The sequence below is a fragment of the Pseudomonas shiyinii genome (assembly GCF_056725765.1).
The window spans coordinates 305,332-325,584 of the sequence record NZ_CM161522.1 but is presented as its reverse complement, the minus strand read 5'-3'; the positions used below and the strand labels follow the sequence as shown (position 1 = coordinate 325,584).

Genomic DNA, 20,253 nt, shown 5'->3' with positions numbered 1-20,253 from the left:
ACAACATGATCAAACGCAATCTGCTGGTAATGGGCCTGGCCGTCGTGCTCAGTGCCTGTGGTTTCCAGCTGCGCGGCACCGGCACCACCGAGCTGACCATCAAGGAAATGGACCTGCGCGCGCGCAACGCCTACGGCGAGACCGTGACCGAGCTGCGCGAGACCCTGGACCGCAACGGCGTCAACGTCCACGCCGGCGCGCCCTATCGCCTGGTGCTGACCGACGAGAAGCAGACCCAGCGCGCGGCCACCTACAGCGGCGGCAACCGCTCGGTCGAGTACGAACTCACCACCGTGCTCAGCTACAGCATGCTGGGGCTGAACGACATTCCGCTGCTCAGCGACAAGGTCGAGGTCCGCAAGATCTACGTACATGACGGTGACAACATCACCGGCTCCGACCAGGAAGCCACCCAGGCCCGCGAAGAAATGCGCCGCGATCTGGTCCAGGCCATGATGGTGCGCCTGCAGATGCTGACCCCGTCCCACCTGGACGAACTGCAACGTGAAGCCGAAGCCCGCGCCAAGGCCGAAGCCGACGCCCTGGAAGCGGCCCGTCGCCAGCAGGACGAAACGCCGCAGCAGTCCCCGATGGAAGTACCGGCCAACTAAGACGAGGCCGAAGGGGCACCTCTGGGTGCCCCCATACCCCATGAAGCTCGCCCCCGCCCAACTCAACAAACACCTGCAAGGTGGCCTGGCCCCGGTCTACGTGGTCAGCGGCGATGACCCGCTGCTGTGCCAGGAAGCGGCCGACGCCATTCGCACCGCCGCACGCCAGCAAGGCTTCGATGAACGCCAGGTGTTCAGTGCCGACGCCAACTTCGACTGGGGCACCCTGCTCCAGGCCGGCGCCAGCCTTTCATTGTTCGCCCAACGTCGCCTGCTGGAACTGCGCCTGCCGTCCGGCAAGCCAGGCGACAAAGGCGCCGCCGCGCTCATGGAATATTGCGCCAACCCCGCCGAGGACACCTTGCTGCTGATCAGCCTGCCCAAGCTCGACGGCAGTGCGCAGAAGACCAAATGGGGCAAGGCCCTGATTGAAGGCCAACACTGCCAGTTCATCCAGATCTGGCCGGTGGACGCCCAGCAACTGCCGCAGTGGATCAACCAGCGCCTGGCCCAGGCTGGGCTGTCCGCCCAGCGCGATGCGGTGGACCTGATCGCCGCACGGGTCGAGGGCAACCTGCTGGCCGCCGCCCAGGAGATCGAGAAGCTCAAGCTGCTGGCCGAAAGCAACCAGATCACGGTCGAAACCGTCCAGGCGGCCGTCGCCGACAGCGCACGCTTCGATGTCTTCGGCCTGGTCGATGCAATCCTCAACGGTGAGGCCAGCCACGCCCTGCGCATGCTCGAAGGCCTGCGTGGCGAGGGGGTCGAGCCACCGGTGATACTCTGGGCCCTGGCCCGGGAGCTGCGCCTGCTGGCAGGGCTCGCCCAGCAGTTCAGCCAGGGCGTGCCGCTGGACAAAGCCTTCAGCCAGGCACGACCGCCGGTGTGGGACAAGCGCCGGCCCTTGGTCAGCAAGGCTCTGCAGCGGCTCTCGGCGCAGCGCTGGGCTCAGTTGCTGCAGGATGCGCAGCGCATCGATGCGCAGATCAAGGGTCAAGCCGAAGGCTCGCCCTGGACCAGCCTGGCGCGCCTGTCGCTGCTGATGGCGGGCCAGCGCCTGGCGCTTCCTCCTGAATAGAGGGGGCCACTTCGCGGCCCTTTCGCGGCACAAGGCCGCTCCTACAAAGGCGCGCATGCCTGTAGGAGCGGCCTTGTGCCGCGAAAGGGGCGCAAAGCGCCCCAAGGCTTGCGACCATAAACACAATCAATTGGCCCTTCTACCACCCCAGCCTTACAGTGCGCCCCGACATCCACCCAACCGGGGTAATCGCCATGAGCAAGAAACCGAAAAAGCACGGCCCGAACAAGGCCAAGTCCATCGTCGCCCAACCACTGTTCCGCTGCCGCCAGGAACGACCGAGCAAGGGCAAAGGCAGCTACCGCCGCGAAGCCTTCCAATCGAGAGATTGGGAGGCTTCTTGCTTTTTGGCCGCATGAAGGCAGGAAGGGCCCAGTCATGATATGGTCGGCACCTGAACCGCAATTCTGGATCTGTGCATGCCCTTTCGTCTGTCCCTGCGCTGGCACCCACGCCAGCTGATCGCAGCCTCCAGCTTCATCCTGCTCGTTGCCTGCGCGGAAAAACCCACCGCCGCCGACGCCCTGCCGCTGGCACCTGCCCAGCCCACTGCAAACGTGACACTGCCAGGCACCACACCGGATACCAGCAACGAAATCCAGCCCCTGCAGACCTTCGCCCAATGGCAGGCAGGCTTCCGTCAGCAGGCCCTGCAGGCCGGTATCAGCCCCAGCACGTTCGACCGCGCCTTCCTCGGCGTCACGCCCGACATGGATGTGATCAAAGCCGACCGCAGCCAACCTGAATTCGCCCGCCCGGTGTGGGAGTACCTCGACGGCGCCCTGTCGCCATTGCGCGTGCGCAACGGCAAGAAGCTGCTGGCACAACACGCCGAGCTGCTGTCGCAGATCGAGCAGCGCTATGGTGTGGATCGCCAGGTCCTGGTGTCGGTCTGGGGCATGGAAAGCAATTTCGGCCAGTTCCAAGGCAGCAAGTCGGTGATTCGTTCCCTGGCCACCCTGGCCTATGAAGGCCGTCGCCCGACCTTCGCCCAGGACCAGCTGATCGCCGCCCTGCAGATCCTGCAGAACGGCGACATCCAGCCTGAGGCCATGCGTGGCTCCTGGGCCGGTGCCATGGGCCAGACCCAGTTCATCCCCACCACCTACAACACCCACGCCGTGGACTTCGACGGCGACGGTCGCCGGGACATCTGGAACAGCACTGCCGATGCCCTGGCCTCCACCGCCCACTACCTGCAGAGCTCGGGCTGGCAGAAGGGCCAACCCTGGGGCTTCGAAGTACAGGTGCCCGCCGGCTTCGACTACTGGTTGGCCGATGGCGCCCAGCGCAAGACCGTCAGCGAATGGCTGCAGCTGGGTGTGACGCTGCCGACCGGTACCCAGTTGCCTGCGGGCAGCAACCAGCTCTCGGCCGCCCTGCTGCTGCCTGCGGGCGCCCGCGGCCCGGCGTTCCTGGTGCTGGACAACTTCCGGGCGATCCTGAAGTACAACAATTCGTCGTCCTACGCCCTGGCGGTCAGCCTGCTGGGGGATCGTTTCTCCGGCTGGGGCTTCATCGCCGGCAGCTGGCCCAAGGACGACCTGCCGCTGAGCCGCAGCGAGCGCATCGAGCTGCAAGACCTGCTCAACGCCCGCGGCCACGAGGCAGGCAATGCCGACGGCATCATCGGCGCCAATACCCGCAAGGCCATACGCAATGCCCAGCAAGGGCTCGGATGGCCGGCCGATGGGTACCCGACGCACAAGCTGCTCGACAGCCTGCGCCGGCAGTGATGCCCCGGGGGCCGCTTCGCGGCCCTTTCGCGGCACGAGGCCGCTCCTACAGGGCCTCTGTTGGGGCGGCCTTGTGCCGCGAAAGGGCTGCGAAGCAGCCCCAACCACCTCAAGCCTTGAACAACCCCTGCTCCAGTACCAGTACCTGCTTCTCACTGTCCAACCGCACCCTGGCCCCCAGCGGCAGGCACAGGTTCGGGTCGCAATGCCCACTGCGCCACCCCGCCAATACCGGTACGCCCAACGGCCCGAAGATATCCTTGAGCAACGGCACCATCGACGGCACGGTGATCCCGGCGAAATCGCCCACCAACACGCCTCGCACCCCGTCCAGCTTGCCTGCCAGGCGCAACTGGGTCAGCAACCGGTCGACCCGGTACAACGGCTCGTTGACGTCTTCGATGAACAGGATGCAGCCCTGGCTGTCGATCTCGGCAGGCGTCCCCAGGGTGGCGCAGAGCAGCGACAGGTTGCCACCCAGCAAGCGCCCGCTCGCCACGCCAGGCTGCACACAGGTCAGCGGATAGGCATCAGGATGGCGTAACACGTCACCTTCGCCCAACTCACCCCTGAGCTGGCCGAGCAATGACGGCACAGTCGGCTCCCGCTTCTCGCCCAACAGGTCGGCATTGAGCATCGCGCCGTGGAAGGTGATGAGCCCGGCGTGGCGGTTGAGCGCAGTGTGCAAGGCGGTGATGTCGCTGTAGCCGATCAACGGTTTGGGATGGCGGCGGATCAGGTCGAAGTCGAGCCGGTCGAGCAGGCGCATGCTGCCGTAACCTCCGCGCATGCACAGGATGGCGTCGATGTCCGGGTCGGCGAACGCTGCATGCAGGTCATCGAGGCGCTGCTGGTCGCTGCCGGCCAGGTAGCCCTGCGCCTGGCTGACCCCGGGATACAGCCGGCATTGCATGCCCCGGCTGGTGAACCAGCGGTGGGCTTTCTCCCCATCCAGCCGGGCCGGGCCGGCCGGGGCGATGATGGCGAAGCAGGCATTGGCCGGTATGGCAGTTGCCAAGTGCATGTCGAGGGATTCGGGGCAATTCATCGAGCAACTCCTAGCAGGTACGAGGCCGGCACGATCACGCATGCCCTGGGCCCAGTGCAGGGGGAACACCTCCCTGCAAACAAAAATGCCGATGGCGCCTTCCGGCGCGCATCGGCATGGGTCACACAGCCAGGCTCAGAGCTTGATCTTGGCTTCGTGGGCTTGCTGGTCGGCGTGGTACGAGGAGCGTACCAGCGGGCCGGAAGCGACGTTCTTGAAGCCCATCTTGTAGCCTTCCTCGGCGAACCAGGCGAAGGTGTCCGGGTGCACGAAACGCTGCACCGGCAGGTGGTTACGCGAAGGCTGCAGGTACTGGCCCAGGGTCAGCATGTCGATGTCGTGCTCGCGCATGCGCTGCATCACCTCGATGACCTCCTCGTCCGTTTCGCCAAGGCCCAGCATCAGGCCGGACTTGGTCGGCACATGCGGCACCATCTGCTTGAACTTCTGCAGCAGGTCCAGCGACCAGTCGTAGTCCGAACCGGGGCGCGCGGCCTTGTACAGGCGCGGTACAGTCTCCAGGTTGTGGTTGAACACATCCGGCGGGGTCTGCGCGGTGATTTCCAGCGCGACGTCCATCCGCCCGCGGTAGTCCGGAACCAGGGTTTCCAGTTGCACGCCAGGCGACAGCGCACGAATCTCGCGGATGCAGTCGGCGAAGTGCTGGGCACCGCCGTCGCGCAGGTCGTCGCGGTCCACCGAAGTGATCACCACATACTTCAGGCGCAGGTCGGCAATCGCGATGGCCAGGTTCTTCGGCTCATCGACGTCCAGCGGCTTGGGCCGGCCATGGCCGACGTCGCAGAACGGGCAGCGACGGGTGCAGATGTCGCCCATGATCATGAAGGTTGCGGTACCGCCGGAGAAGCACTCGCCCAGGTTCGGGCAGGAGGCTTCCTCGCAGACGCTGTGCAGCTTGTGCTTGCGCAGCAATTGCTTGATCCGGTCGACTTCCGGGGAAACCGGGATGCGCACGCGGATCCAGTCGGGTTTCTTCGGCAGCTCTTCGGTGGGGATGATCTTGACCGGGATACGCGCGACCTTGTCGGCGCCGCGCAGCTTGACGCCCGCCTCGACCTTCTTCGGCGCGGGGCGCACGGTAGCTTCCGGGGTTGGCACGGTTTCTTGCACAGTTGTTGTCATATTCAGTCGATTCCGCCCGTGAGGGTCGTCTGCTCAGCATAGTCGAGGTGCTTGACCAGCTGTCCGCGCAGCCTTGTCCTGACCTCGGAGAGTTCGATCGGGCCTGCCAGGTCTCGCAGCTGGGTCATGGCCAGCCCCGCATACCCACAGGGGTTGATTCGGCGGAATGGCGCAAGGTCCATGTCCACGTTCAGAGCAAGGCCGTGGAAGGAACGACCGTTGCGGATTCGAAGGCCGAGGGACGCGATCTTCGCCCCCTCGACATAGACACCCGGCGCATCGGGCTTGGCCATGGCCTGGACACCGTAGCTGGCCAGCAGGTCGATCAACGTCTGTTCGATACGGCTGACCAGCTCGCGCACGCCAAAGCCGAGGCGACGAACGTCCAGCAGCAGGTAGGCCACCAACTGCCCAGGGCCATGGTAGGTCACCTGACCGCCCCGGTCGGTCTGCACCACCGGGATATCGCCCGGCACCAGCAGGTGCTCGGCCTTGCCGGCCTGACCCTGGGTGAAGACCGCTGGATGCTCGACCAGCCAGACTTCGTCCTGGCTGTCCGGGCTACGCTGCTCGGTGAAGCGACGCATGGCTTCCAGCACCGGTTCATAGGGCTGCAGGCCGAGATCGCGAAAACCGAGGCAGGACGGCATCAAAGCACCATTTTCACGATGCCGGTCGCGCGCAGGGCGCTGTTGATATCGTGCAGCTGGTTCTCGCTTTCGGCAACGATGTGCAGCTGTACCGTGGTGTACTTGCCTTCCTTGCTCTGGCGCTCGGCCAGGGTGGACAGGTCGACCTTGGCATATTTGCTCAGGATCTCGATCACGGTGTCCTTGAAACCGACCACGGTATCGCCGATTACCTTGATCGGGTAATCGTCGCAGGGGAATTCGATCTTGTGCGACTTGACGTCAGGTTCGCTCATGGCGGAAACGGCCTCGTAAGCCGTGGCAACAACAATGCCCCCGCAGGATACGCGGGGGCATGCAGGTCACGTATCAGTTGAACAACCCGTAGAAGAACAGACGGATGCTATCCCACATACGGCGGAAGAAACCACCTTCCTCGACGCCGTCGAGGGCGATGAGGTCGGCGCTGTGAACCACTTTCTCGTCCAGTTTGACTTCCACTTTGCCGATCACGTCACCTTTGGCGATCGGTGCGGTGAGCTGCGGGTTCATGGTCATCGAAGCCTGGAGGCGCTTCAATTGGCCTTTAGGCATAGTCAGGGTCAGGTCGTTGGCAAGGCCCGCCTTCACCTGGCTGGTGGCGCCCTTCCAGACCGGAGCCTGGGTCAGCTCGGTGCCCTTCTGGTAGAAGGTTTGGGTTTCGAAGAAGCGGAAACCGTAGGTCAGCAGCTTCTGGGTCTCGGCAGCGCGGGACTGCTCGCTGTTGGTGCCGAACACCACGGCGATCAGGCGCTGGCCGTCACGAACGGCCGACGCCACCATGCAGTAGCCGGCTTCGTCGGTGTGGCCGGTCTTCAGGCCATCGACGGTCTTGTCACGCCACAGCAGCAGGTTGCGGTTAGGCTGCTTGATGTTGTTCCAGAAGAATTCCTTCTGCGAATAGATGGCGTAGTGGGCCGGGTCTTCGTCGATGATCGCGCGTGCCAGCACGGCCATGTCGTGGGCCGAGGAGTAGTGCTCCGGATGCGGCAGGCCGGTTGGGTTCATGAAGTGGCTGTTGGACATGCCCAGGTCAGCGGCAGTCTTGTTCATCATGTCGGCGAAGGCGTCTTCGCTGCCAGCGATGTGTTCGGCCAGGGCCACCGAGGCGTCGTTGCCCGACTGGATGATGATGCCGTGCAGCAGGTCGCTGACGCTGACCTGGGAGCCGACCTTGATGAACATGCGCGAACCACCGGTGCGCCAGGCGTTTTCGCTGACGGTGACCGGGTCGTTCTCGCCGATCTGGCCACGGCGGATGTCCAGGGTGGCGATGTAGGCGGTCATCAGCTTGGTCAGGCTGGCCGGCGGCAGGCGCTCGTCACCGTTGTTCTCGACCAGCACGTTGCCGCTGGACGCATCCATGAGTACATAGGACTTGGCAGCCAGCTGCGGTGGCGATGGCATCATCTGCTCCGCCGCGAAGGCAGCGGGCGTGATCATCAGCAGAACGGGCAGGCAAAGTCGTTTGGCAAGGTTGGTGATGTTCATCCGTCTCTCGAAAATCGCTAATGGTCTGATGTTTCGCGGGCCACATCGTGTGCCCGGCGCCAGTCAGGCTAGTTTTTGAGGCCGTCGGCCGGGCCCGCAAAATGCGGCGTTATGTCGCTGCGGGCAAAAGCCGACATTGTACATGGCCAGAGCCGGCAATTCATGACAAAACCGACAGTTTGGCTGTACGCCTGTTGCCGGTGCACAACCGGTAGGAGCGGCCTTGTGCCGCGAAAGGGCTGCGCAGCGGCCCTGCCATAGTGCGGTGACGCCGAAATCAGGGGCCGCGTTGCGGCCCTTTCGCGGCACAAGGCCGCTCCTACAGAAAAAGTCGTGGATCAGTCGGCCGTGACCAGCTTGGCCTGCCCCAGGTTGGCCAGGCGAATGCTGTCCTGGGCCTGCTGGATCTCGCCCTGGCTGTTGATCGGCCCCAGGCGCACGCGATGCAGGGTCTGCTGGTTACGCACGATGGAGCTGATGAACACCGGCGCACTGACCATGGTGCTGAGCTTGGCGCGCAGCAACTCGGCGGCATCCGGGTTGGCGAAGGCCCCGACCTGCAGGAAGCTGCCGCCGTTGTTGGCCGGTACATTGTTGCCGCCCACCTGCACCGGCACCACCGGCGCCGCATGCTGCTGGGGCGGCGGCGTCCACTGCTCGACCTTGCCGGTGTTGGCCGGAATCGCCTGGGTCTGGGCCACTTGGGGCTGCTTGAGCACCATGGGCGCCGGCTGGCCACGCTCGGCCCACCACTGCTGCGGGTCGATCCCCTCGACGCGCACGCGGGCGGTGCCGATTTCGGCATAGCCGAGCTTCTTCGCCGCCGCGTAGGACAGGTCGATGATACGGTCGGAGTAGAACGGGCCACGGTCGTTGACCCGCAGGATCACGCTGCGACCATTGGCCAGGTTGGTCACCCGCACGTAGGCCGGCAACGGCAGGGTCTTGTGTGCCGCGCTCATGCCATAGAGGTCGTAGAGCTCGCCGTTGGCGGTGTTCTGGCCATGGAACTTGGTGCCATACCACGACGCGGTACCTTCGGCACGGTAGTTGCGCGAGTCCTGCATCGGGTAGTAGGTCTTGCCCAGCACCGTGTAGGGGTTGGCCTTGTAGGCGCCGGTGTGCACGGTCGGCGTGGCGTCGGGGATCTTGTTCACATCCACGTCCCACCAGGGGGCGCCGTCCTTGTGCGCCCGGTTGATGTCCAGCCCGGGCTGGGTACGCACGACATTGCCGCTTTGTTTGGGCGCTGTGGCGCGATTGGAGGAGCAGCTGGCCAGGGCCAGGCCGACCGCGACACAGCCCAGCAGCTTGAGGGAATGGGTGGAGAAAATTACGCGCATTACTTGACGCCCCGTGCTTGAACCAGCTGTTCCGAAAGCTGATGCACCGCCATGGCGTACATCACGCTGCGGTTGTAACGCGTGATCGCGTAGAAGTTTTTCAGGCCCATCCAGTATTCCGGGCCCTGCTCGCCTTCGAGCCGGAAGGCCGTGACCGGCAGATCATCGCGCAGCGCATCATGACTCGACCAGCCCAGGGCTCGCAACTCTCCGACAGTCTTGGCCGGCTCGATACCGGTGGTCAGGCCCTCGTCGGCGCGCTCGCCGACCACCAGCGCGCGGCTGACCACAGGCTCGCCGGCCACCCAGCCGTGGCGCTTGAAATAGTTGGCGACGCTGCCGATGGCATCATCCGGGTTGTTCCAGATATTGATGTGGCCGTCGCCGTCGAAATCCACGGCGTAGCTGCGAAAGCTGCTCGGCATGAACTGCGGCAGGCCCATGGCACCGGCGTACGACCCCTTGAGGGTCAGTGGATCGAGCTGCTCTTCACGGGCCAGCAGGAGGAATTCACGCAATTCCTTGCGGAAGAACTCGGCGCGCGGCGGGTAGTCGAAACCCAGGGTGGACAAGGCGTCGATCACGCGGAAGTTGCCGGTATTGCGACCGAAGAAGGTCTCCACGCCGATGATCGAGACGATGACCTGCGCTGGCACGCCATACTCCTGCTCGGCGCGGGCCAGGGTCGCCTCGTGCTGGCGCCAGAAGTCCACGCCACGGGCGATGCGGGCATCGGTGATGAACATCGGCCGGTAGTCCTTCCAGGGCTTGACCCGCTCGGCCGGACGCGAGATAGCGTCGAGGATCGACTGCTTGCGCTTCACCTCGCCGAACACGCCCATCAGTTGCTCCCGGGCGAAGCCGTAGTCGCGGGTCATCTCGCCGACGAACTCGGCCACCTGGGGCGAGCGCTCGTAATCGCCGGCATTGGCCTGCTGGACTGCGCCGAACAAGCCCATCGCGCCAATCCAGGGCGCACAACGGGCAGCCCAGCCACGCACTGCTTGCATGAAATTCTTCACCTTATTCAAACCTGTGCAATCCATTTGCGGTGCGTATGGATCGACATCAGAACGCCAAACGCTGACAGCAGCGTCACCAACGAAGTTCCGCCATAGCTGATGAAGGGCAGCGGCACGCCCACCACGGGCAGAAGGCCGCTGACCATACCGATATTGACGAATACATATACAAAGAACGTCATGGTCAGGCTGCCTGCCAGCAGCTTGCCGAACAGGGTCTGGGCCTGGGCTGTGATCACCAGGCCGCGCCCGATCAGCAGCAGGTAGATCAGCAGCAGCAGACAGATGCCGACCAGGCCGAATTCCTCGCCGAGCACGGCGATGATGAAGTCGGTATGGCTCTCTGGCAGGAAGTCCAGGTGCGACTGGGTGCCTAGCAGCCAGCCCTTGCCGAACACCCCACCCGAACCGATCGCCGCCTTGGACTGGATGATGTTCCAGCCAGTGCCCAGCGGGTCGCTCTCCGGGTCCAGGAAGGTCAGCACCCGCTGCTTCTGGTAGTCGTGCATCACGAAGAACCACATGGCCACCGCCACCGGCACGGCGGCGGCGATCACGCTAATGATCCAGCGCCAGCGCAGGCCGCCCATGAACAGCACGAACGCGCCCGAAGCCAGGATCAGCAATGCCGTGCCCAGGTCGGGCTGGCGCACGATCAGGATGAACGGCACGCCGATCAGCACCAGGCTGATCGCCACGTGCTTGAGGTCCGGCGGCAAGGTGCGCTTGGACAGGTACCAGGCGATGGTCGCCGGCATGATGATCTTGAGGAATTCCGAGGGTTGGAAGCGAATCACCCCGGGGATGTTGATCCAGCGCGTGGCGCCCATGGCGTTGTGGCCCATGACGTCCACCACCACCAGCAGCAGCACCCCGACCACGTACGCCAGGGGCACCCAGCGCGCCATGAAGCGAGGCTCGAGCTGGGCGATGACGAACATCGACACCAGACCCAGGCCGAACGAGCTGGCCTGCTTCATCAACAGGTCCCAGTTCTTGCCGCTGGCCGAATAGAGGACGAACAGGCTGCCGGCCGCCAGGGTCAGCAGGATGACCAGCAGAGGGCCGTCGATGTGGATGCGCTGCAGGAAGCTCGCGCGTCGCCGCATCACGTCCTCGCTGGAGAGCATGCGATCGAAATTGTTCTTCACGGGGCCGATTCCTGGACGACGGTGGCAGGAGCGAATTCGGGTTTGAGGCGGCCGTTCTCGTCGAGCAGCCAGGCGTCCATCACCTGACGGACCACCGGTGCCGCGACGCCGGAGCCGGACTCGCCGTTCTCGACCATCACCGAGACCACGATCTTCGGGTCTTCGGCCGGGGCGAAGGCAACGAACAAGGCATGGTCGCGGTGACGTTCCTGGAGCTTGTTGCGGTCATATTTCTCGCCTTGCTTGATCGCCACCACCTGGGCGGTACCGCTCTTGCCGGCAATGCGGTACTGGGCACCGAGGGCGGCCTTGCGCGCGGTACCGCGGGCGCCGTGCATCACCTGCTCCATGCCGTGGGTGACCTTGGCCCAGTCGGATTTGTCGCGCAGGACAATGTCCGCCATGGGGTTTTCGTCCACGGGCGGCTTGCCTTCGATGGTCTTGGCCAGGTGCGGGCGGTTCCACTTGCCCTTGTTGGCGATCAGCGCGGTGGCCTGGGCCAGCTGCAGGGGGGTGGCCTGCATGTAGCCCTGGCCGATGCCGAGGATCAGGGTCTCGCCGGGGAACCAGGCCTGGCGGCGGGTGGCGCGCTTCCATTCACGCGACGGCATCAGGCCGGCCGACTCCTCGAACATGTCGAGGGAAACCTTCTGGCCGATGCCGAACTTGTTCATGTAGGCGGACAACCGATCGATGCCCATCTTGTGGGCAAGGTCATAGAAGTAGGTGTCGTTGGACCGCATGATCGCGGTGTCCAGGTCGACCCAGCCGTCGCCGCTGCGGTTCCAGTTGCGGTACTTGTGGTCATAGTTGGGCAACTGGTAGTAGCCCGGGTCGAATACACGGCTGCTGGCAGTCACCACACCACTGTCCAGGCCTGCGATGGCCACTGCTGGCTTGATGGTCGAACCCGGCGGGTACAGGCCGCGCAGCACACGGTTGAACAGCGGCCGGTCGATCGAGTCGCGCAGCTCGGCGTAGGCCTTGAAGCTGATGCCGGTGACGAACAGGTTGGGGTCGAAGCTCGGCTGGCTGACCATGGCCAGCACCTCGCCGGTACGTGGGTCGAGCGCGACCAGCGCACCACGACGACCGCCCAGGGCCTTCTCGGCCGCCTCCTGCAGCTTGATGTCCAGGCTCAGGACGATGTCCTTGCCCGGGATCGGGTCCGTGCGCTTGAGTACCCGCAACACCCGGCCCCGAGCGTTGGTCTCGACTTCCTCGTAACCAACCTGGCCATGCAGTTCGGCTTCGTAGAAGCGCTCGATGCCGGTCTTGCCGATATGGTGGGTGCCGCTGTAGTTGACCGGATCGAGGGTCTTGAGCTCTTTTTCGTTGATCCGCCCGACATACCCCACCGAGTGGGCAAAATGCGCCCCCTGCGGGTAATGGCGCACCAGTTGCGCCGCCACGTCCACGCCAGGCAGGCGGAACTGGTTGACGGCAATACGGGCGATCTGCTCCTCGCTCAGCTCGAACAGGATCGGCACCGGCTCGAACGGCCGGCGCCCCTGCTTCATGCGTTTTTCGAACAAGGCACGGTCGTCCGGGGTCAGCCCCAGCACCTCGACGATGGTGTCGAGCACCTGGCGCCACTCGCCGGCGCGTTCGCGGGTCATGGTCAGGCTGAAACTTGGGCGGTTGTCGGCGACGATCACGCCATTGCGGTCGAAGATCAGCCCGCGGGTCGGCGGGATCGGCTGCACATGTACCCGATTGTTCTCCGACAGCGTGGAGTGATAGTCGTACTGGATGACCTGCAGGTAGTACAGCCGGGCGATCAGCACGCACACCAGCAGCACGACCGCCACTGCGCCGACCACGACGCGGTTGCGCACCAGGCGGGCGTCTTTCTCGTGGTCCTTGAGACGAATCGGCTGCGACATCGGGCGGGCTTACAGGCTCATTTGTGGTAAGGGTGCCCGGACAGCACGGTCCAGGCGCGGTAGATCTGCTCGCCGATCAGTATCCTTACCAACGGGTGCGGCAAGGTCAACGGCGACAGTGACCAGCGCTGTTCACTGCGGGCGCAGACTTCCGGCGCCAGCCCTTCCGGGCCACCTACCATCAGGTTGACCGTCCGCGCATCCAGGCGCCAGCGGTCCAGCTCGGTCGCCAGCTGCTCGGTGCTCCAGGGCTTGCCATGGACCTCGAGGGTGACGATGCGTTCACCCGGCTGCACCTTGGCCAGCATGGCTTCGCCCTCCTGGCGGATCAGGCGGGCGACGTCGGCATTCTTGCCACGGGTGTTCAGCGGGATTTCCACCAGCTCGAGCGACAGCTCCGGGGGCAGGCGCTTGGCATATTCATGCCAACCTTCCTCGACCCAGCGGGGCATGCGCGAGCCGACCGCGATCAGACGCAGGCGCACAGCGTGCCCTCAGCCCCGGTCCTTGAGGTTTTCGGAGTAGCTGTGGGCGTTCTCCGGGCTGTGGTGCTTGCCATCGGCGGAGCGGCTCTGCTCGGCACCCAGCCACAGGCGCTCGAGGTCGTAGAACTGGCGCGCGGCGGCAGTCATCATGTGCACGATGACGTCGTTGAGGTCCAGCAACACCCAATCGCTGTCGCCCTTGCCTTCCTCGCCCAGGGGCTGCACGCCCTGCTGCTTGACGATCTCACGGACCTTCTCGGCCATGGCGTTGATCTGCCGGTTGGAGGTACCGGTGGCAATGATCATGTAGTCGGTCAGGCTGTGCTTTTCACGTACATCGATGACCTGGATGTCCTGGGCCTTGACGTCTTCCAGGGCCGATTTGGCCAGGTTGACCAATTCTTCGCCGTTGATTTTCTGCTTGCTCATAAGAAACTCGTTCAATTCATGAATGAGGCGCCTGCGGGCGCCATCAGTGCGACGCACGGTAAAGGTCGTGCGCCTCGATATAGGCCAGTACTGCGTCCGGCACCAGGAACCGTACCGACTTGCCGCTGGCCAGCAGCTGTCGGATCTGCGTGGCGGACACCGCGAGCGGTGTCTGCCAGACGAACGAAATGTGCCCCGCCGGGCCGGACATGGCGGTGGGATCGCTCTCCGAACGCGCCGCCAGCAGGTTGCGCAGCTCGTCAGTGGGTTCGACATCGGCATCCGGGCGTTGCAGCACCAGGATGTGACAGTGTTGCAGCAGCTCCTCCCAGCGATGCCAGCCGGGCAGGCCGCAGAATGCGTCCCAACCCAGCACCAGGAACAACTGGTCGTCAGCGCCCAGTTCGGCGCGGATCGACTCGAGGGTATCGATGGTATACGACGGCTTGTCACGCGCCAGTTCGCGCGCATCCACGCTCAGGCGTTCGACGCCCTCCACGGCGCTACGCACCATGGCCAGACGGTCTTCAGCCGCCACCTGCGGGGTGTCGCGGTGTGGCGGCCGGGCGTTGGGCAACAGGCGCAGCTCGTCGAGCCCCATGAACTCGGCCACTTCCAGCGCGCTGCGCAGGTGGCCGATGTGCACGGGGTCGAAGGTGCCGCCTAGAATGCCGACGCGCCGGACTGCCTGGGCCTTGCTCAACTCAGCAGGACTCCTGGCCGCGCAGCTGGCCGTCGCCGATCACCACGTACTTCTCGCAGGTCAGGCCTTCCAGACCCACCGGGCCGCGGGCGTGCAGCTTGTCGGTGGAAATACCGATTTCCGCGCCCAGGCCATATTCGAAGCCATCGGCGAAGCAGGTCGGGGTGTTGAGCATGACCGATGCCGAGTCGACCTCGGCCATGAAGCGCCGGGCCCGGCCCTGGTGCTCGGTGATGATCGAGTCGGTGTGGTGCGAGCCGTAGTGGTTGATGTGCTCGATGGCCTGTTCCAGGCCATCGACGACGCGGATCGACAGGATCGCGTCGAGGTATTCGGTGTGCCAGTCGTCCTCACTGGCCGCCTTGGCCTCGATGACCGCCCGGGTGCGCTCGCAACCGCGCAGCTCGACGCCCTTTTCCTGGAAGCGGCGGGCCATTTCCGGCAGGAAGGCTTCGGCGACGCTGGCGTCCACCAGCAGGGTCTCCATGGCGCCACAGATACCGTAGCGGTAGGTCTTGGCGTTGAAGGCAACGCGCCAGGCCTTGTCCAGCTCGGCGTGCTGGTCGACGAATACATGGCAGATACCGTCCAGGTGCTTGATCACCGGGACGCGGGCATCACGGCTGATGCGTTCGATCAGGCCACGGCCACCGCGCGGAACGATGACGTCGACGAATTCCGGCATGCTGATCAGCGCACCCACGGCTGCGCGGTCGGTGGTCTCGACCACCTGCACCACCGCCGCCGGAAGGCCGGCCTCGGCCAGGCCACGCTGGATACAGGCGGCAATGGCGCGATTGGAGTGGATGGCCTCGGAGCCGCCGCGCAGGATGGTGGCGTTGCCGGACTTCAGGCACAGGCTGGCGGCATCGATGGTCACGTTCGGGCGCGACTCGTAGATGATCCCGATCACCCCGAGCGGCACACGCATCTTGCCGACCTGGATGCCCGACGGACGGTAGCTCATGTCGCGGATCGCGCCCACCGGGTCCGGCAGGCCGGCCACCTGGCGCAGGCCGGTGATCATGCCGTCGATGCGCGCCGGGGTCAGGGCCAGACGGTCGAGCAAGGCCGGCTCCAGGCCGTTGGCACGGCCGGCGGCCAGGTCCTGTTCGTTGGCTGCGGTCAGCTCAGCGCGGGCGGCGTCCAGAGCGTCTGCGGCGGCCTGCAGGGCGCGGTTCTTCTGCGCGGTGCTGGCACGGCCGATCACCCGCGAGGCCTCACGGGCGGCGCGACCCAGGCGGGTCATGTAGTCAAGAACGGACTCAGTCATGGGCTCGGTGTCTTGGCGAAGGGGAAATCGGCTGATTATAACTGGCACGCTCCGGTACGCCCAGCGGCGGGTGGCGGATGGTCGAAAATCTCTTGGTTAGCTGGGAGATTGCGGTGTCTGTGGGATCGAGCGCCGCGCGGGCGGCGCTCGATCCCACAGGCGCTAAACCTCCCAAGCCAACCACCTCCAAGCCCCACCCTACGTTCAGCCTCGATTAAGCCATTAATTGCTATCATTCGCGCTTCACAGACCGCGAACCGCCAGCATGCAAGCACCCGCCCCCTGCCCGGCCCGAGCCCTGCCCGACAGTTTCTTCGACCGCGACGCCCAGACCGTAGCCCGCGAACTGCTGGGCAAGGTGATCCGCCATCGCCATGGCGATCTCTGGCTTGCGGCCCGGATCATCGAGACCGAGGCCTACTACCTCACCGACAAAGGCAGCCATGCCTCTCTCGGTTATACGGAAAAACGCAAGGCGCTGTTCCTCGATGGCGGCCACATCTACATGTATTACGCCCGCGGTGGCGACTCGCTGAACTTCAGCGCCCATGGCCCGGGCAATGCCGTGCTGATCAAGTCCGCCTACCCCTGGGTGGATGCCATCTCCGATGCCAACAGCCTGGCACAGATGCAACTGAACAACCCCGATGCCAGCGGCAACCTGCGCCCGGCCGAGCGCCTGTGCGCCGGCCAGACCCTGCTGTGCCGGGCCCTGGGCCTGAAGGTACCGAACTGGGACGCCAAGCGCTTCGACCCCGAGCGCCTGTATGTCGAAGACTGCGCAATTACCGTACCGCGGGTGATCCAGACCACCCGCCTGGGCATCCCCCACGGCCGTGACGAACATTTGCCGTACCGCTTCGTCGATGCCGAATTCGCCCGCTTTTGCACGAGGAACCCGCTGCGCCGGGGCCAAGTCGAAGGGCGTGATTTCTTTATCCTGGAACAAGGAAGCTGACTCATGGGCCAATGGCTCGACAGCCTGACCGGCTGGCTCAGCGCCAACCCGCAGTGGCTTGGCCTGGCAATTTTCCTGGTGGCCTGCGTGGAATGCCTGGCCATCGCCGGCATCGTCGTGCCGGGCACCGTCCTGTTGTTCGCCGTGGCCGTGCTGGCCGGCAGCGGTGCCTTCAGCCTCGGCGAGACCTTGCTGCTGGGCTTTGCCGGAGGCCTGCTGGGCGATGCCATCTCCTACGGCCTGGGCAAGAAGTTCCACCAGAACATCCGGCGCCTGCCCCTGCTGCGCCATCACCCGGAATGGATCGCCAGCGCCGAGGCCTATTTCCACCGCTACGGCATCGCCAGCCTGCTGGTGGGCCGCTTCATCGGCCCGCTGCGGCCGATGCTGCCCATGGTGGCGGGTATGTTCGACATGCCATTGCCGCGCTTCATCGCGGTGAGCCTGGTGGCCGGTGCCGGCTGGTCGGTGGCCTACCTTTTGCCCGGCTGGGCCACGGGCGCAGCCATGCGCCTGCCGCTGCCGGAAGGTTTCTGGCTCGATGCCGGCATCATCGCGGGCACCCTGGCCGTGTTGATCGGCTTGAGCCTGCACAGCAGCATTCGCGACCAACGCCACGGTACCCGCCTGATCGCGAGCCTGAGCTTCCTGGCCCTGGCGGCGGTGTTCATCGGCTGGCCCTACCTGCATGAATTCGACCAGGGCGTGATGACGCTGGTCCAGGAGCATCGCAGCGAAGCCATCGATGGCCTGGTGGTGGTCATCACCCGCTTGGGCGACTTCCGCACCCAACTATGCCTGGGCGCCCTGCTCACGGGCCTTCTGCTGCTGGCCAGGCAATGGCGCCATGCGCTGTTCGCCGGCGGTGCCCTGGTGGGCACGGCGCTCGCCAACGGCACCTTGAAATGGCTGTTCGCCCGCGCCCGCCCCGAGGTGCTGACCGACCCGCTGACCAGCTATAGCATGCCCAGCGGCCACAGCTCGGCATCTTTCGCGTTCTTCTTGGTGCTGGCCGTGCTGGCCGGGCGAGGCCAGCCGCCACGCATGCGCCTGACCTGGGTAATGCTGGGGTGCTTGCCGGCCCTGGCGATCGCGCTGTCGCGGGTGTACCTCGGGGCCCACTGGCCGACGGACATCATGGCCGGCGCCCTGCTGGCCTGCTGCGTGTGTGCCGTCAGCCTGACGCTGGCGCAATATCGCACGCCGCTCGATGCCCTGCCGTTGCGGGTGTGGTGGCTGGTGCTGCCAGCGTGCGTGGCGCTGCTGGCGTTCTTTGCCTTGTATGCTCTGCCCCAGGCGCTGCTGCGCTATCAGTACTGATGAATGCTGCACCGGCCCTATCGCCGGCAAGCCGGCTCCCACGGATACGCAGATGCTTCACGTGTAGGAGCCGGCTTGCCGGCGATAGGGCCGGTGCACAGTACGAGAGACGTCAGGCGAACAACTCGCCCTGGATCCGCTCCAGCAGGTCCTGGATCGCCTCGAGCCGCAGCTGCGGCGAGTCGATTGCCAGCAGGTCGAGCTTGTCCTCTTCCATGAACGGCAAGAGATAGCCCAGCTGGTTGGCCAGGGACTGGCAGCCATCCACCGCGCGTGGCATGTCCAGTGCTGCCACCATGGGGTGCTCGCCAAGGGCCTGGAGCAAGGCCAGCAGGTCATCGTCCCGCTCGGACAGGGCGCTGTCCGCCAGCTCCGGCAGCCACTGCACCTCACCAACCATCAGCTGGTCCTTCTGTACCTCGGTCTGTTCCAGGCGAAAACGCCGCACGCCCTCGACACGGATACCGAGCAGGCCGTTGTCCTGCTGCACGAAGTCACGGATCATCGCCTCGCAGCCGACCGAGGCGACCACCGGCGGCGCCTTGCCGACCTGCTCGCCTTCGAGGATGCACACCACGCCGAACCCGCAGCCCTGCTTCATGCAGCGGCTGATCATGTCCAGGTAGCGCGCCTCGAAGATCTGCAGGTCGAGCAGGCAACCGGGAAACAGCACGGTATCGAGGGGAAACAGCGGTAGCGTCATCGTCCGTCCTCAAGCCACCAGGCTGATCGCCAGCGGCAGGAACACCGCCGTGGCCACCCCCATCAGGCTCATTGCCAGCGCGGCGAAGGCGCCGCATTCGTCACTTTCCTGCAAGGCCACCGAAGTGCCCACCGCATGAGCGGTCACGCCCAGGGACATGCCACGGGCCTCGGGGCTGTGCACACCAAAGCGGGTCAGCAACGCCGGGCCGAAGATCGCGCCGATCACCCCGGTGATCAACACGAACACCGCCGCCAGCGCCGCCACGCCGCCGATCTGCTCGGCCACCAGCATGGCAATGGGCGATGTCACCGACTTCGGCGCCATGGTCATCAGGATCATGTGCTCGGCACCGAACCACCAGCCCAGCAACAAACAGGCCACGGTGGCGAACAGGCCTCCGATTACCAGCGTAGTAAATGTGGGCCAGAACAGCTGGCGGATACGCCGCAGGTTCAGGTACAGCGGCACTGCCAGGGCCACGGTGGCGGGGCCCAGGAGGGTGGCCATGATTTCCGTGCTCCTGCGGTACTCGACATAATCGATGCCGCAGGTCACCAGCACACCGATGACCAGCAACATCGACACCAGCACCGGCTGCAGGAAGATCCAGCGGGTTTTCTCGTAGGCGGCCAGCACCAGTTGGTAGGCACCCAGGGTAATGCCGATGCCGAACAGGGGGTGGTGGATGACGGCGTCGAGCGCGCCTTGCCAGTCGAACATCATGCCTGCTCCTTGCGCTTGCCCTGACGGTGGATGAGCTTTTGCATCAGCACACCGACGAAGACCAGGGTCACCAGGCACGAGATCAGCAGCGCGCCCGCGATAGCCCAGAAATCGGCGGCGATATCCTTGGCGTAGACCATCACCCCCACCGCCGGCGGCACCAGCAACAGCGGCAGGTAGCGCAGCAGGCTGCTGGACGCCTCGTTCAAGGGCTTGCCGACCTCGCCCCGGATCATCAGGGTCACCAGCAGCAAGAGCAGGCCGATGATCGGCCCGGGCAGGATGGGCAGGAACAGGTGATTGATCGCCGTACCCAGCAGCTGAAACAGCACCAGCCAGGTCAAACCACGCAACAGCATAAGGATCTCCTCCGGGCAGTGCGGCCATTATAAGCACGGCTCCGGGGCGTCTATAAGGCGATTTGCGGCGAAAAGATGACAACTTGACTGTATTGCCACAGCGTGCTGATCTTGCACACT

Annotated in this window: 22 protein-coding genes; 6 read left to right on the top strand and 16 right to left on the bottom strand. The window is 65.0% G+C overall.

The features are described from left to right. Positions 1-5: 5 nt before the first annotated feature. From ACXHGZ_RS01620 to ACXHGZ_RS01605, 4 genes are all read left to right on the top strand, one after another. On the top strand, positions 6-611 hold the full coding sequence (locus tag ACXHGZ_RS01620) for an LPS-assembly lipoprotein LptE (RefSeq protein ID WP_084855543.1): 606 nt from the start codon (positions 6-8) through the stop codon (positions 609-611). A gap of 40 nt (positions 612-651) precedes the next feature. Next, positions 652-1,689 carry a DNA polymerase III subunit delta gene (gene holA / locus ACXHGZ_RS01615; protein ID WP_480462065.1) on the top strand — a complete coding sequence of 346 codons (1,038 nt, stop codon included), beginning with the start codon at positions 652-654 and terminating at the stop codon, positions 1,687-1,689. 194 nt (positions 1,690-1,883) lie between these two features. Next, complete coding sequence (arfA, locus tag ACXHGZ_RS01610) at positions 1,884-2,048, top strand: alternative ribosome rescue factor ArfA (protein WP_084855545.1); 165 nt, start codon at positions 1,884-1,886, stop codon at positions 2,046-2,048. Positions 2,049-2,108: 60 nt separating this feature from the next. Continuing rightward, positions 2,109-3,425: a lytic murein transglycosylase gene (locus tag ACXHGZ_RS01605; RefSeq protein WP_480462063.1), complete on the top strand. Its 1,317-nt coding sequence runs from the start codon at positions 2,109-2,111 to the stop codon at positions 3,423-3,425. A gap of 109 nt (positions 3,426-3,534) precedes the next feature. On the opposite strand, the gene ACXHGZ_RS01600 is transcribed toward ACXHGZ_RS01605, so the two are convergent. The 13 genes from ACXHGZ_RS01600 to ACXHGZ_RS01540 form a co-directional block, all read right to left on the bottom strand. After that, positions 3,535-4,473 carry a S66 peptidase family protein gene (locus ACXHGZ_RS01600; protein WP_480462062.1) on the bottom strand — a complete coding sequence of 313 codons (939 nt, stop codon included), beginning with the start codon at positions 4,471-4,473 and terminating at the stop codon, positions 3,535-3,537. Positions 4,474-4,608: 135 nt separating this feature from the next. Next, a complete protein-coding gene (gene lipA, locus ACXHGZ_RS01595; protein ID WP_480462060.1) occupies positions 4,609-5,616 on the bottom strand; it encodes a lipoyl synthase in 1,008 nt (335 codons plus the stop codon). A 2-nt stretch (positions 5,617-5,618) separates the two neighbouring features. After that, on the bottom strand, positions 5,619-6,266 hold the full coding sequence (gene lipB, locus ACXHGZ_RS01590) for a lipoyl(octanoyl) transferase LipB (RefSeq protein WP_324817267.1): 648 nt from the start codon (positions 6,264-6,266) through the stop codon (positions 5,619-5,621). Next, complete coding sequence (locus ACXHGZ_RS01585) at positions 6,266-6,541, bottom strand: DUF493 domain-containing protein (RefSeq protein ID WP_043211184.1); 276 nt, start codon at positions 6,539-6,541, stop codon at positions 6,266-6,268. Before ACXHGZ_RS01585 ends, lipB begins: the two co-directional genes overlap by 1 nt. Positions 6,542-6,614: 73 nt before the next feature. Next, positions 6,615-7,775, bottom strand: coding sequence for a D-alanyl-D-alanine carboxypeptidase family protein (locus tag ACXHGZ_RS01580; protein WP_084855550.1), 1,161 nt, complete (start codon positions 7,773-7,775; stop codon positions 6,615-6,617). Between the two features lie 338 nt (positions 7,776-8,113). Further along, positions 8,114-9,118 (bottom strand): septal ring lytic transglycosylase RlpA family protein, encoded by a 1,005-nt coding sequence (locus ACXHGZ_RS01575; RefSeq protein ID WP_465001688.1) that lies wholly within the window; start codon positions 9,116-9,118, stop codon positions 8,114-8,116. Further along, positions 9,118-10,128, bottom strand: a complete 1,011-nt coding sequence (gene mltB, locus ACXHGZ_RS01570) for a lytic murein transglycosylase B (RefSeq protein WP_480462058.1) — start codon at positions 10,126-10,128, stop codon at positions 9,118-9,120. Before mltB ends, ACXHGZ_RS01575 begins: the two co-directional genes overlap by 1 nt. Positions 10,129-10,145: 17 nt before the next feature. Next, on the bottom strand, positions 10,146-11,249 hold the full coding sequence (gene rodA, locus ACXHGZ_RS01565; protein ID WP_172402970.1) for a rod shape-determining protein RodA: 1,104 nt from the start codon (positions 11,247-11,249) through the stop codon (positions 10,146-10,148). Between the two features lie 38 nt (positions 11,250-11,287). Further along, a complete protein-coding gene (gene mrdA / locus ACXHGZ_RS01560) occupies positions 11,288-13,177 on the bottom strand; it encodes a penicillin-binding protein 2 (RefSeq protein ID WP_480462056.1) in 1,890 nt (629 codons plus the stop codon). Positions 13,178-13,194: 17 nt separating this feature from the next. Next, positions 13,195-13,662 (bottom strand): 23S rRNA (pseudouridine(1915)-N(3))-methyltransferase RlmH, encoded by a 468-nt coding sequence (gene rlmH, locus ACXHGZ_RS01555; RefSeq protein WP_084855554.1) that lies wholly within the window; start codon positions 13,660-13,662, stop codon positions 13,195-13,197. Positions 13,663-13,671: 9 nt separating this feature from the next. Next, entirely contained in the window at positions 13,672-14,091 is a 420-nt protein-coding gene (gene rsfS / locus ACXHGZ_RS01550; RefSeq protein WP_084855555.1) for a ribosome silencing factor, read from the bottom strand. A gap of 43 nt (positions 14,092-14,134) precedes the next feature. After that, positions 14,135-14,794 (bottom strand): nicotinate-nucleotide adenylyltransferase, encoded by a 660-nt coding sequence (nadD, locus tag ACXHGZ_RS01545; protein WP_084855556.1) that lies wholly within the window; start codon positions 14,792-14,794, stop codon positions 14,135-14,137. Between the two features lies 1 nt (position 14,795). Then, a complete protein-coding gene (locus ACXHGZ_RS01540; RefSeq protein ID WP_480462053.1) occupies positions 14,796-16,067 on the bottom strand; it encodes a glutamate-5-semialdehyde dehydrogenase in 1,272 nt (423 codons plus the stop codon). 265 nt (positions 16,068-16,332) lie between these two features. Here ACXHGZ_RS01540 and ACXHGZ_RS01535 point away from each other — a divergent pair, with 265 nt between their 5' ends. Both ACXHGZ_RS01535 and ACXHGZ_RS01530 read left to right on the top strand, forming a co-directional pair. Then, the gene (locus ACXHGZ_RS01535; protein WP_480462052.1) at positions 16,333-17,025 is read left to right on the top strand and encodes a DNA-3-methyladenine glycosylase; all 693 of its coding nucleotides are present in this window, start codon (positions 16,333-16,335) and stop codon (positions 17,023-17,025) included. Between the two features lie 3 nt (positions 17,026-17,028). Then, a complete protein-coding gene (locus tag ACXHGZ_RS01530) occupies positions 17,029-18,345 on the top strand; it encodes a bifunctional DedA family/phosphatase PAP2 family protein (RefSeq protein WP_480462050.1) in 1,317 nt (438 codons plus the stop codon). A 112-nt stretch (positions 18,346-18,457) separates the two neighbouring features. On the opposite strand, the gene ACXHGZ_RS01525 is transcribed toward ACXHGZ_RS01530, so the two are convergent. From ACXHGZ_RS01525 to ACXHGZ_RS01515, 3 genes are read right to left on the bottom strand one after another with little or no spacing between them, the layout of a single operon-like run. Then, positions 18,458-19,048 (bottom strand): LON peptidase substrate-binding domain-containing protein, encoded by a 591-nt coding sequence (locus ACXHGZ_RS01525; protein ID WP_480462049.1) that lies wholly within the window; start codon positions 19,046-19,048, stop codon positions 18,458-18,460. A gap of 9 nt (positions 19,049-19,057) precedes the next feature. Continuing rightward, complete coding sequence (locus tag ACXHGZ_RS01520; RefSeq protein WP_084855561.1) at positions 19,058-19,774, bottom strand: LrgB family protein; 717 nt, start codon at positions 19,772-19,774, stop codon at positions 19,058-19,060. Further along, the gene (locus ACXHGZ_RS01515) at positions 19,771-20,133 is read right to left on the bottom strand and encodes a CidA/LrgA family protein (protein ID WP_084855562.1); all 363 of its coding nucleotides are present in this window, start codon (positions 20,131-20,133) and stop codon (positions 19,771-19,773) included. Before ACXHGZ_RS01515 ends, ACXHGZ_RS01520 begins: the two co-directional genes overlap by 4 nt. Positions 20,134-20,253: the final 120 nt, after the last annotated feature.